We start from the raw sequence: 12,156 nt of genomic DNA on the forward strand, positions 1-12,156 counted from the left end.
CCGGAAACAGCATCAGCTTCACTTCGGAGGCCGTACGGTGGCGGACACGTCGGACACCAGAACACCGGCGCAGATCGAGGCGGACATCAAAGCCCGCCGCGCAGCGCTGGCCGAGACGCTCGACGAGATCGGGGTGCGCGTGCACCCGAAGACGATCGTGGGCGACGCCAAGGCCAAGGTCGTCTCGAACATCGACCACACCCTGGGGCGGGCCTATGTCGAGGTCAACCGGGCCGTGAGCGGGGTGACGGCCAAGTTCACCGACGAGGCGGGCGCGCCCCGGCTGGAGCGCATCGTGCCCGTCGCGCTCGTCGCGGTCGGCCTTGTCGGGCTGCTCGCCCTGGGTACCCGGCGCCGCCGGGGCTGAGCGGCGGACCCGAGGGCGTACGCGGGCGGTAAAGGCAGGTAGGTTCACAGCGTGAGCGCCAACAGAAACGAGCACAGCCCCCACCACGACAAGCTGCCCATCCGGATGCTGCATGACCGCGTACTCGTGCGGCAGGACACCGGCGAGGGCGAGCGGCGTTCCGGTGGCGGCATCCTGATCCCCGCCACCGCGGCCGTGGGCCGTCGGCTGGCCTGGGCCGAGGTCGTCGCGGTGGGGCAGAACGTACGCACCGTGGAGACCGGTGACCGGGTGCTGTACGACCCGGAGGACCGCGCCGAGGTCGAGGTGCGCGGGGTCGCGTACGTGCTCATGCGCGAGCGTGATCTGCATGCCGTGGCCGCCGACCGGTTCGAGGGGGCGGAGGACTCCACGGGGCTCTACCTGTAGTCCGCTCCGCCTCGGGATCGACGGTTCGAAGGGGCTGGTGACCATCGTCACCGGCCCCTTTCGCTGTTTCCTTTGCTAGTTTTGAAGGGACCCGACGAGACGCGCCGTACCGGGACGTACGCAAAGACGACGCACCCCCGTTCCATGTCGTACGTCTCGGAGGTGCCTGTCATGGCCTGGGTTCTGCTCGTCGTCGCCGGTCTGCTCGAGGTCGGCTGGTCGATCGGCATGAAGTACACCGACGGATTCACCCGGCTCGTCCCCAGCCTGTTCACCGGCGCCGGCATCGTCGCCAGCATGCTGCTGCTGTCCTACGCCGCGAGGTCGCTGCCCATCGGCACCGCCTACGGAGTGTGGGTGGGTATCGGTGCGGCCGGTGCCGCGGTGGTCGGCATGGTCGTGTTGGGGGAGCCGGCCACCGCCGCGCGGATCTTCTTCGTCTGCCTGCTGCTGGTCGCCGTCGTGGGTCTCAAGGCGACCAGCGGTCACTGAGTCCCGGCGGTCACCGGGTCCCGGCGGCCACGGGGTCGGGCGGCCACGGGGTCGGGCGGTCGCCGGGCGGGCCGGGGGCTCACTGTCTGCGGTTGGTGCTCTGCGGCCCGTTCGTGGTGCCGAGCGTGACTCCACCGCTGTCGGTGCCGCCGGAGTCGGTCCCGTCGGTCGTGCCGCCGGTGTCCGTGCCGCCCGAGTCCGTGCCGCCGTCCGTCGTGCCCCCGTCGGTGGTGCCTCCGTCCGCGGTGCCGCCGGTGTCGGTCCCGCCGGTCGCGCCGCCGTCGGTGGTGCCCCCGTCGGTGGTGCCGCCGGTCGTCGTGTCGCCGGTGGTGCCGCCGTCCGTCTCGCCCGGCGTCTCGCCCCCGGTCTGGCCCTCGGTGTCCTGGCCGCCGGTCGTCGTCTCCCCGGTGGTGCCGTCCTCGTCCTGGTCGCCGGAGTCCTCGTCGCCCTGGGTCGGGTCGGTCGTCGGGTACTGGGGCACGTCCGCGCCCTCCTGGAGCTGCAGGTCGAACTCGCCGACCGGCTTGCCCTTCAGGGCCTCCTTGGTGAACTGGGCCCAGATGTCGGTGGGCGCCCCGCCGCCGTTGATGCGGTTCAGGCCCATCACGCCGTACAGCGACTTGTGCTTGGCGGTGACCGGGTCCTGGCCCATGACGGAGACGACGGTGGCCAGTTCGGGCGTGTACCCGGCGAACCAGGCGGCGGTGTCCTCCTCGGCGGTACCGGTCTTGCCCGCCGCGGGCCGCCCGGCGGCCAGGGCCGCGGTGGCGGTGCCGTTGTCGACGACGCTCCGCAGGACGGAGGTCGTGGTGTCGGCGGCCTCGCGGGTGATGACCTGGGAGGTCTTGCGTGCCGGCAGCTCGATGACGTCGGCGCCGTCCTTGGTGATCTTGTCGATCATCGTGTACGTGCCGTGCTTGCCGTGGTTGGCGAGGGTCGCGTACGCCTCCGCCATGTCGAGGACGCTGGCGGTGGCGGTGCCGAGGGCGATCGACGGGTACGGCTGGAGGTCGGGGGTACTGGTCGGCAGGCCCAGCTCGATCGCGGTGTCCTTGACCTTCTCCGGGCCGACGTCCACGGCCATCTGCGCGTACACCGAGTTCACGGAGGAGTCGGTGGCCTCGCGGACGGAGATGTCGCCGTAGGAGTGCTGGTCCTCGTTCTCGGGGGCGTAGGCACCGGTCCAGCCCTGGACGGGGCGCTTGTTGGTGCCGTCGTAGATCGTGTTCGGGGTGATCTGACGGCCGTCCTGGGTGGTCGAGCCGTTCTCCACGGCCGAGGTGAACACGAACGGCTTGAAGGTGGAGCCGACCTGGAAGTCCCTGCGGGTGGCGTTCGGGGTGTACTGCTTGACGTAGTCGATGCCGTTGTACATCGCGACGACCTTGCCGGTCCTCGGGTCGACGGAGGCGCCGCCCGCGCGGACGTAGTTGTCGACCTTGTTGTTCTTCTTGTCCAGCTTGGACATCAGCTGGTCGTTGACGGCGTCGACGAAGGCGTTCTGCTTGTCCTTCTGCAGGGTGGTGGTGATGCGGTAGCCGCCGAGCTCCAGCTCCTCCTCGCTGACGATCTTGTTCCTCGTCAGATAGTCCTTGACGATCTGCACGATGTAGCCGCGCTGACCGGAGAGGTTGGTGGAGGTCGCGGCCTCCTTCGGGGTCGGGAACTTCATGCCCGCCCGCTTGGACTCGCTGAGCCAGCCCTTGGTGACCATGCCGTCCAGGACGTAGTTCCAGCGGGCCACGGCCGCGGCCTTGTTCTCCGGGTGGGCGACGACGTCGTACTCGCTGGGCGCGTTGACCAGCGCGGCCAGGTACGCGGCGCGGGCCGGGTCGAGGTCCTTGGCGTCCATGCCGTAGTAGGCCTGGGCGGCGGCCTGGATGCCGTAGGCGTTGCGGCCGAAGAAGCTGGTGTTGAGGTAGCCCTCGAGGATCTCGTTCTTGGTCTTCTCGCGATCCAGCTTGATCGCGATGATGAACTCCTTCGCCTTGCGGGTGACCGTCTGGTCCTGGCGCAGGTAGTAGTTCTTCACGTACTGCTGGGTGATCGTGGAGCCGGACTGCTTGCCCTTGCCGGTGGCCGTGTTCCAGGCAGCCCGCAGCATCGCCTTGGGGTCGACGGCGGACTCGCTGTAGAAGTCGCGGTCCTCGGCGGCCAGGATCGCGTGCTGGGCGTCCTTGGACATCTGCGCGAGGGTGACGTTCTCCCGGTTGACCTCGCCGTCGCGGGCGATCACCGAGCCGTCCGCGTACATGTAGACGTTGGCCTGCTTCGTCGCGAGCGCGTTGGCCGGCGGGATCTTGACCAGGGAGTAGGCCAGGAAGAACAGGCCGACGAGCAGCAGCGTGCCGACGACGAAGGTGCCCAGCACCATGCGCCAGGTCGGGATGATCCGCCGCCAGCCCGTCCTCTTCGGCCGCTTGGGCTTCCCGTTCTGCTGCTGTGGCTGGGCCTGCGGCTCTTGCGGCTGCGGCTCGTCACTCATCTCTGGCACGGACTCCTGTTTCGCGTCGTACGTTCCCGTACGCCCTCGTACGCCTACTGCGCCCCCATTGAAGACTCTCGCATCGGGCGTTCCGTTCCCGGAAACCGGCGCGTGTCCTGGAAAGTGAGCAGACTCATTTGCCCGCGGCGCCCGGAAAATGGCTGGCAGCCCCGCTCGCGCGCGCACTAGGCTCCTGCGCTTCGGTGCCGGGCGCGGGCGAGGAGGGCTGTGGATGTGGGCTCCGGGCGGTTGTACCTGGCCGTCGCGGCAGGCGGCTTCAGACGGTACGCGACCTATCGGGTGGCCACCGCCGCCGGCGTGTTCACCAACACCGTCTTCGGCGTGATCCTCGTCCACACCTATCTGGCGCTGTGGGACCAGAAGCCCTATCTCGGCGGCTACGACCAGGCGCAGGCCGTCACCTATGTGTGGCTGGGGCAGTGCCTGTACGCGACGCTCGCGATCCAGGGCGGCGGCGCCGAGAAGGACCTCATGGAGCGGATCCGCACCGGTGAGATCGCCGTCGACCTGTACCGGCCGGCCGATCTCCAACTCTGGTGGCTGGCCGGGGACATGGGGCGGGCGCTGTTCCAGATGGTCGGGCGGGGCGTGGTCCCGTTCCTGTTCGGCGCGGTGTTCTTCCCGATGGCGCTGCCGTCGGACGTCACCCTGTGGGCGGCCTTCACGGTCACCCTGCTGCTGGCGGCGGTCGTCAGCTTCGCGATCCGCTATCTGGCGGCCCTGAGCGTGTTCTGGCTGCTGGACGGCAAGGGCGTCAACCAGGCCCTGATGATCACCGGGATCTTCTTCTCCGGCATGGTGCTGCCCCTGAACGCCTTCCCGGGCGTGTTCGGCGAGGTCGCACGGGTGCTGCCGTGGGCGGCGCAGATCCAGATGCCGGCGGACGTGCTGATGGGGGAGCGGGCGCCGCTCGGGGCGTTCGCCTTCCAGGCGGTGTGGGCGGTGGTGCTGCTGGCGGCGGGGCGGATCGTGCAGTCGGCGGCGACGCGCCGGGTGGTGGTGCAGGGTGGGTGAGCGCGGTGCCCTGTTCGAAGGGCTGCGGGCCTACCTGCTGATCGCCGCCATGTGGGTGCGCTCCAGCATGACCTACCGCACCTCCTTCGCCGTCAACGTGCTCGGCAACCTGATGGTGACCGGCCTGGACTTCGTGGCGATCCTGCTGATGTTCTCGCAGGTCGACACCCTGGGTGGCTGGTCGCTTCCGGAGATCGCCCTGCTGTACGGCCTGTCGGCGACCGCGTTCGGGATCGCCGACCTGGTGCTGGGCTCGATGGACGCCCTGGGCGCCCGGATCCGCGACGGCTCCTTCGACACGCTGCTGGTGCGGCCCGCGCCGGTGCTCGCGCAGGTCGGCGCCGACCAGTTCGCGCTGCGCCGCCTCGGCCGGATCACCCAGGGAGCGCTGGTCCTGGGCTGGGCGCTGGTGTCGGCCGGTGTCGACTGGACGCCCGTGAAGGTGCTGCTGGTGCCGGTGATGCTGCTCAGTGGGGCGGCGATCTTCTCGGCGGTGTTCGTGGCGGGCGCGTCCTTCCAGATATTCGCGCAGGACGCCGCCGAGGTGCAGAACGCGTTCACCTACGGCGGGACGACGCTGCTGCAGTACCCGCCCACCGTGTTCGGCAAGGACCTGGTGCGCGGCGTGACCTTCATGCTGCCCCTCGCCTTCGTCAACTGGGTGCCCGCCGCCTACGTGTTGGAGCGGCCGTACCCGATCGACCTGCCCGGCTGGACGGCCTTCGCCTCGCCCCTGGTGGCGGCGGTGTGCTGTGCGCTCGCCGGTCTGGCGTGGCGGGCCGGGCTGCGGTCGTATCGGAGTACGGGGAGTTAGGGGCAGGCATGTCAGAGGCGGCGTTCATCGAGCTCGACGATGTCGAGAAGGTCTTCGACGTGCGCAGGAAGACCGGTTTCCTCAAGCGGGAGCGGCGGCAGGTGCGGGCCGTCGACTCGATCTCCTTCCGGGTGGCATGCGGGGAGATGGTGGGCTACATCGGGCCGAACGGCGCCGGCAAGTCGACCACGATCAAGATGCTGACCGGCATCCTCACCCCCAGCGGCGGCCGGCTGCGGGTGGCCGGCATCAACCCCTCCCGCGAACGCACCCGGCTCGCCCACCGCATCGGGGTGGTGTTCGGGCAGCGCACCACACTGTGGTGGGACCTGCCGCTGATCGACTCGTACAAGCTGATGCACCGCATGTACCGCATCCCCGACGCCCGCTACCGCGAGAACCTCGACCGGCTCGTGGAACTCCTCGGCCTGGCCGACCTGTTGGACGTGCCCGTACGGCAGCTGTCGCTCGGCCAGCGGATGCGCGGCGACATCGCGGCGGCGCTGCTGCACGACCCGGAGGTGCTGTACCTGGACGAGCCGACCATCGGGCTCGACGTCATCTCCAAGGCCAAGGTGCGCGAGTTCCTGCGGGAGTTGAACACCGAGCGCGGCACGACGGTGCTGCTGACCACGCACGACCTCCAGGACATCGAGCAGCTGTGCTCACGGGTGATGGTCATCGACCACGGGCGGCTGATGTACGACGGCCCGCTCGCCGGGCTGCACGAGGTGGGGGAGAGCGAGCGGATCCTGGTCGTCGACCTGGAGCGTGAGCTGCCGCCGATCGAGGCCGGGCCCGCGCGCGTGGTGAAGGTCGAGGGGCCGCGGCAGTGGCTGGCGTTTCCGGCGGCCGAGTCGGCGGCGGTGCTGGTGGCGCGGATCGCGGCGGAGTATCCGCTGGTGGATCTGTCGGTGCGAGAGCCCGACATCGAGGCCGTGATCGCCAAGATGTACGCGGAACAGGCCGAGAAGGCGGGACGGGCCGAGCGGGCGATCTCGTAGCCCCGGAGCGGGGTTGCTCGTAGGCTGCCTTACATGAGCGACGCTGTGCCTTCCGAGGGATCATCCCCCAGGCCAACCGGACCGGAGCTGCGTGCCTCCGACGCCGATCGTGAACGGGTCGCCGAGGTCCTGCGGGACGCCCTCGCGGAGGGGCGGCTCGACATGGAGGAGTTCGAGGAACGCCTCGACGCGACGTACAAGGCACGCACCTACGGGGATCTGGCCCCGATCACCCGGGATCTGCCGGTGGGCGAGGTGGCCGTGCCGAAGGTCGACATGGTCAAGAAGCCCGGGGCCGCCGTCGGGAGTTGGGGTGACCGGATCGTCGGCGGCGAGGGGTCGTCGACGTGGGGGGTCGCCGTGCTGTCGGGGTTCCAGCGCAAGGGGCGCTGGACCGTGCCGAGGCGGTTCAACTGCTTCGCGTTCTGGGGCGGCGGGGAGATCGACCTGCGGGAGGCGAACTTCGCGGACGGCGTGGTCGAGATCAACTGCGTCGCGATCATGGGCGGAGTGGAGGTCGTCGTGCCGCCCGGCGTCGAGGTCGAGGTGCGCGGGATCGGGATCATGGGCGGTTTCGACCACCGCGAGGACGGGGCGCCCGGGGATCCCGGTGCGCCGCGGGTGATCGTGACCGGGTTCGCGTTCTGGGGCGGTGTCGGGGTCGAGCGGAAGCTGACCCGGACGCAGAAGCTCCAGCTGCGCGAGGAGCGGCGCCGGGAGCGGCTGGAACGGCGCGAGGAGCGCCGGGAGCTGCGGTCCTCGGCCCGCGACGAGCAGTACGAGGCCCACCGCGGGATGCTCGAGGAGCACCGGGACATGTGGCGCCACGGCCACGGGGAGCGCGGGCCGCGCGGGGAGAAGGCCCGGGAGCGCGACGAGGACTGAGCGGTGCCGGAGCTGTCGCTCGAGGGTGGGGCCGCCCCGCCCGCGCTCGCGGGATGCCTCCCCCGGAGGGCAGCCACCCGGAGCCCGCCCGTGCCGCCCCAGCGGCACCAGTGTCCGCGGCTGAGCAGGTCCCGCTACAGCTCCGCTGGAGCCGCGCCCTTGAGGGACTGCAGGTCGAAGGAGTCCGCCATCCGCTCGTAGCCCTGGTCGCTGGGGTGCAGGTGGTCGCCCGAGTCGTAGTCGGGGCGGAACTTGCGCGGGTTGTACGGGTCCCGCACGGCCTCGTCGAAGTCGGCGACCGCGTCGAAGACCCGGCCGGCGCGGATCTCGGCGTTGATCTGCTGCCGTACGTTCTCGCGGGCGTCCGTGTAGCCCCGGTGGCCCTGGAAGGGCATCAGGGTGGCGCCGACGACCTTGAGGCCGCGGGCGTGGGCCTGGCGGACCAGGGCGCGCAGTCCGTCGAGGATGCGGTCGGGGTCGGCGAGGTTCGGGTTGCGCAGGATGTCGTTGACGCCGAGGTCGATGACGACGACCTTGACGCTGGTACGCGACAGCGCGTCGCGGTGGAAGCGGCCGACGCCCGCCTGGTTGTCCGCGGGGCGTCCGCCTCCGCTGGCGAGGATCTGGTTGCCGCTGATGCCCTGGTTGACGACGCTGTAGCGCGGCACGTCCTCGCCCGCGGCGACGGCGGCCCGTAGCCGGCGTGAGAGGACGTCCGTCCAGCGCCGGTTGGCGTTCTGGGTGGACGTGATGCCGTCGGTCAGGGAGTCCCCGAAGACCACGACGGTGCCCGCGGAGTCGTGGCTGAGGACGTCCAGCGCCGTCAGGTACCGCCAGGCGTCGACCTGCCCGGTGTACGCCGTGCCGGTCGCGTCCTCGGTGAGGTCGCCCTCGGCGACATAGCTGGTCTGGCGGGCGTGCGGGTGGTAGGTCACCGGGCCGGACGGGGTGGGGGAGTACGTGGTCACCAGGACGTCGGTGTCCGCCGGGATCGTCAGGCGCACCGCGTCGCTGAGAACTTGCTGGCCCGGCGGGATGACCACCGAGGGGCTGCCGCCGAAGGTCAGCCGGCGCATGGTGTCCGCGACCGCGGCCGCCGTGGAGGAGCCGGCCGCGAGGGCGACGGACGCGTGCGTGATCGTCAGCCGGGACTGGCCGTAGAGATTGGACAGCGTGATCCGGGCACTCGTACCGCCGACGCTGGTGTGCACGACGTTGCGTACCGAGTCGCCGGCGAGGCCCTCCAGCTCGGTGCCGGGCTCGGCGCCGACGGGGGAGGCGGACCAGGCGCCCACCCAGATGCCGGTGGAGGCCGGGGCGACGGGGCCCCGTCCGGAGCCGGTCTTGGTGGGGGCGCTCTTGCCGGTTGCGCTGCCGTCGTCGGAGGCGACTCCGATGTATATCGCGGCGGAAAGCGTGACGATCAGGGCGATGATCGCGCTGAGCAAGGCATAACCGTTTCGCCTGGTCATGCGGTGCGTGTCTCCTCGGGCGGATGGGAGCCCGAGGCTCCGATGTGATCACCTCATGATGCGTCATGAGGCAGAGGGGAGTTGCACGGACCCCCCATTGGGCCGCCGGAGTTCATCCGGAGTTCGTCATCGACCTCCCCCCACGGGACAGACGCCGGGAACTCTTGATTCGTTCCAGGAGTCGGTCAGGAAGGGACAATGTGTGCGGGGGATCCTGGACGGGTGGAGCGGAATGGAACGTACGAATCCGGATGAAACGGCAACGCGTGACGTAGAGCAGCATGCCCGGCCGGACACCGCCGATAACCGGCGCGTGCCCGCATCGGCCGTACGTGCGATGACCACCTTCACCGCCGCCGACCTGGAGAAGCAGCGCGGCGTACGGCGGATGAAGCTCACCGCGACCGGGCTGCTGCTCCTCGTCGCGCTGGTCTACGTCCTCGCCAAGGTCGCCGCGAACCAGGGCGCGGGCGCCTGGGCCGGGTACGTCGCCGCGGCCGCCGAGGCCGGCATGGTCGGCGCGCTCGCCGACTGGTTCGCGGTCACGGCCCTGTTCCGCCACCCCTTGGGCCTGCCCATCCCGCACACCGCGATCATCCCGACCAAGAAGGACCAGCTCGGCGTCTCTCTGGGCGAGTTCGTCGGTGAGAACTTCCTCTCCGAGGACGTCGTACGGCAGCGGCTGCGCGCCGTCGGCATCGGCAGCCGGCTGGGCGCCTGGCTCGCCGAACCCGAGCACGCGGACCGGGTGACGGCGGAGCTGTCGGCGGCACTCAGGGGCGCCCTGACGGTCATGCGCGACTCGGACGTCCAGGCGGTCGTGGGCGAGGCGATCACCCGGCGCGCCGACGCCCAGGAGGTCGCGCCCGGCATAGGGAAGATGCTGGAGAAGATCGTCGCCGACGGCGGCCACAAGCGGGTCGTCGACCTCGTCGTCGCCCGGGCGCAGAACTGGCTGATCCTGCACGACGACGAGATCATGGACGCCGTCCAGGGCGGCGCCCCCGGCTGGACCCCGAGGTTCGTGGACCGCAGGGTCGGCGAGCGGGTCTACAAGGAACTGCTGCGCTTCGTCACCGAGATGCGCGACATGCCCACCCACCCGGCCCGGGCCGCGCTCGACCGGTTCCTGACCGACTTCGCCTCCGACCTGCAGTCCGACACCGAGACCCGCGCGCGTGTCGAGCGGCTCAAGGGAGAGGTGCTCGGCCGCGGCGAGGTGCAGGACCTGATCGCCTCCGCCTGGACCGCCGTACGCCGGATGATCGTCTCGGCGGCCGAGGACGAGCGCAGCGAGCTGCGGCTGCGGGTGCGTGCCTCGCTGCTGTCGCTGGGCGCGCGGATGGCGGTCGAGCCGCGGCTGCAGGCCAAGGTCGACGGCTGGGTGGAGGGCGCGGCGGTGTACGTCGTCTCCACCTACCGCAAGGAGATCACCTCCCTGATCACGGACACCGTGGCGAGCTGGGACGCGGAGCACACGACCAGGAAGATCGAGGCGCACATCGGACGCGACCTCCAGTTCATCCGGATCAACGGCACCGTGGTGGGCTCGCTCGCCGGACTGCTGATCTACACCGTGTCGCGGGCGCTGGGGGCGTAGAACGGGAGCTCAGGGCGGTCGGCGGGGCGTAGGGCCAAGGCCTCGGGGCACTCGGCCGGGGTTCCGCTCGATGAGGAGGGGGCCCATGACCTCAGCGCAGGCCGCGACCGGCCGCACCGTGACCACCGACATCCCCGCCCGCCTCGACCGCCTGCCGTGGTCGCGCTGGCACTGGACGATCGTGATCGGTCTCGGCACCGTGTGGATTCTCGACGGCCTGGAGGTCACGGTCGTCGGCAGCATCGCTCCCCGGCTGTCCGAGCCCGGCAGCGGCCTGCCGATCACCTCCGGCCAGGTCACCGGCCTGGCCGCCGCGCTCTATGTGGCCGGTGCCTGCCTGGGCGCGCTGTTCTGGGGCCGGCTGACCGACCTGTGGGGCCGCAAGAAGCTCTTCATGATCACGCTCGCGGTCTATCTGGCGGCGACGGCCCTCACCGCGATCTCGTTCGACACCTGGTGGTTCTTCCTGTTCCGCTTCCTGACCGGCTTCGGCATCGGCGGCGAGTACGCGGCGATCAACTCCGCGATCGACGAGCTGATCCCGGCGCAGTACCGCGGCCGCGTCGACCTGATGATCAACGGCAGTTTCTGGCTGGGCGCGGTCGCCGGCTCGCTGCTGTCGATCGTCGCGCTGGACACGGCGATCCTGCCCGCGGATGTCGGCTGGCGGCTGACGTTCGCGCTCGGTGCCGTCCTGGCCCTGGTGATCCTGCTGGTCCGGCGGCACGTCCCGGAGAGCCCGCGATGGCTGCTGATCCACGGCCGCGACGACGAGGCGGAACGGATCGTGAGCGACATCGAGAGCAAGGTGGAGTCCGAGCGGGGTGAGCCGCTCCCGCGCCCCGAGGGCGAGATCACCATCCACCAGCGCCCCAGTGTGACGTTCCTGGAGATCGGCCGCACGGTCTTCGCCAAGTACCGCAGGCGGGCGTTCCTCGGCTTCTCCCTCTTCATCGGCCAGGCGTTCCTCTACAACGCCATCACCTTCGGCTTCGGCGCGATCCTCGCCACCTTCTTCGACGTGCCGACCGGCAACACCGGCTACTACTTCGCGGTCATCGCGGTCGGCAACTTCATGGGCCCGCTGCTGCTCGGCAAGCTCTTCGACACGGTCGGCCGGCGCGTCATGATCTCCTCGACGTACCTGCTCTCGGGTCTGCTGCTGTTCGGCACGGCCTGGCTGTTCGACCGGGGCGCGCTCAACGCGACCACGATGACGGCCTGTTGGTGCGCGGTCCTGTTCTTCGCCTCGGCGGGCGCGTCGAGCGCCTACCTCACGGTCTCCGAGATCTTCCCGATGGAGACCCGCGCGATGTCCATCGCCTTCTTCTACGCCCTCGGCACCGCGGCCGGCGGCATCAGCGGCCCGCTGCTGTTCGCCGACCTCACCGGGACGGGCAAGGTCGGCGACACGGTCCTCGCCTTCCAGATCGGCGCGGCGCTGATGTGCCTGGCCGGCCTGGTCGCGGCCTTCTTCGCGGTGCGCGCGGAACGCCGCTCGCTGGAGGACATCGCCCGTCCGCTCACGGCGGTGGCCAAGCCGTCGGGTGCGGGGGTGCGGGCGGCGAAGGCGTCGGGTACGTGAGGAGCCCTT

11 protein-coding genes and 1 riboswitch are annotated in these 12,156 nt (G+C 70.4%); of the genes, 9 read left to right on the forward strand and 2 right to left on the reverse strand.

What is annotated here, in order from left to right; translation table 11 throughout:
• Positions 1–37: 37 nt before the first annotated feature.
• The 3 genes from ACGFW6_RS35260 to ACGFW6_RS35270 all read left to right on the forward strand — a co-directional run bounded on the left by ACGFW6_RS35260 (position 38) and on the right by ACGFW6_RS35270 (position 1,267).
• Positions 38–367, forward strand: coding sequence for a DUF3618 domain-containing protein (locus tag ACGFW6_RS35260; RefSeq protein ID WP_126900492.1), 330 nt, complete (start codon positions 38–40; stop codon positions 365–367).
• A 51-nt stretch (positions 368–418) separates the two neighbouring features.
• Positions 419–775: a GroES family chaperonin gene (locus tag ACGFW6_RS35265; RefSeq protein ID WP_393519336.1), complete on the forward strand. Its 357-nt coding sequence runs from the start codon at positions 419–421 to the stop codon at positions 773–775.
• A gap of 64 nt (positions 776–839) precedes the next feature.
• A riboswitch (guanidine-III (ykkC-III) riboswitch) is annotated at positions 840–911 on the forward strand.
• A gap of 35 nt (positions 912–946) precedes the next feature.
• Positions 947–1,267 carry a multidrug efflux SMR transporter gene (locus ACGFW6_RS35270; protein ID WP_020132220.1) on the forward strand — a complete coding sequence of 107 codons (321 nt, stop codon included), beginning with the start codon at positions 947–949 and terminating at the stop codon, positions 1,265–1,267.
• A 79-nt stretch (positions 1,268–1,346) separates the two neighbouring features.
• Here ACGFW6_RS35270 and ACGFW6_RS35275 read toward each other — a convergent pair whose 3' ends face one another.
• A complete protein-coding gene (locus ACGFW6_RS35275) occupies positions 1,347–3,752 on the reverse strand; it encodes a transglycosylase domain-containing protein (protein WP_393519340.1) in 2,406 nt (801 codons plus the stop codon).
• A gap of 234 nt (positions 3,753–3,986) precedes the next feature.
• Between ACGFW6_RS35275 and ACGFW6_RS35280 the strand changes: the two genes are divergently transcribed.
• Genes ACGFW6_RS35280 through ACGFW6_RS35295 form a run of 4 tightly spaced genes read left to right on the forward strand, consistent with a single transcriptional unit; the run spans position 3,987 to position 7,490 of the window.
• Positions 3,987–4,787: an ABC transporter permease gene (locus ACGFW6_RS35280; protein WP_393519537.1), complete on the forward strand. Its 801-nt coding sequence runs from the start codon at positions 3,987–3,989 to the stop codon at positions 4,785–4,787.
• Positions 4,780–5,601 (forward strand): ABC transporter permease, encoded by an 822-nt coding sequence (locus tag ACGFW6_RS35285; protein ID WP_393519343.1) that lies wholly within the window; start codon positions 4,780–4,782, stop codon positions 5,599–5,601. Before ACGFW6_RS35280 ends, ACGFW6_RS35285 begins: the two co-directional genes overlap by 8 nt.
• A gap of 8 nt (positions 5,602–5,609) precedes the next feature.
• On the forward strand, positions 5,610–6,605 hold the full coding sequence (locus tag ACGFW6_RS35290; protein ID WP_393519346.1) for an ATP-binding cassette domain-containing protein: 996 nt from the start codon (positions 5,610–5,612) through the stop codon (positions 6,603–6,605).
• A gap of 33 nt (positions 6,606–6,638) precedes the next feature.
• Positions 6,639–7,490: a DUF1707 domain-containing protein gene (locus tag ACGFW6_RS35295; RefSeq protein ID WP_393519349.1), complete on the forward strand. Its 852-nt coding sequence runs from the start codon at positions 6,639–6,641 to the stop codon at positions 7,488–7,490.
• Positions 7,491–7,624: 134 nt separating this feature from the next.
• On the opposite strand, the gene ACGFW6_RS35300 is transcribed toward ACGFW6_RS35295, so the two are convergent.
• Complete coding sequence (locus tag ACGFW6_RS35300) at positions 7,625–8,962, reverse strand: SGNH/GDSL hydrolase family protein (protein ID WP_393519352.1); 1,338 nt, start codon at positions 8,960–8,962, stop codon at positions 7,625–7,627.
• Positions 8,963–9,194: 232 nt separating this feature from the next.
• On the opposite strand from ACGFW6_RS35300, the gene ACGFW6_RS35305 reads away from it, so the two are divergent.
• Both ACGFW6_RS35305 and ACGFW6_RS35310 read left to right on the forward strand, forming a co-directional pair.
• Positions 9,195–10,562, forward strand: a complete 1,368-nt coding sequence (locus ACGFW6_RS35305) for a DUF445 domain-containing protein (protein WP_393519355.1) — start codon at positions 9,195–9,197, stop codon at positions 10,560–10,562.
• Between the two features lie 85 nt (positions 10,563–10,647).
• Entirely contained in the window at positions 10,648–12,147 is a 1,500-nt protein-coding gene (locus ACGFW6_RS35310; RefSeq protein WP_393519358.1) for an MFS transporter, read from the forward strand.
• The last annotated feature ends 9 nt before the right edge of the window (positions 12,148–12,156 follow it).

It is taken from the genome of Streptomyces sp. Y7 (genome assembly GCF_043195415.1).
Lineage (GTDB): Bacteria > Actinomycetota > Actinomycetes > Streptomycetales > Streptomycetaceae > Streptomyces.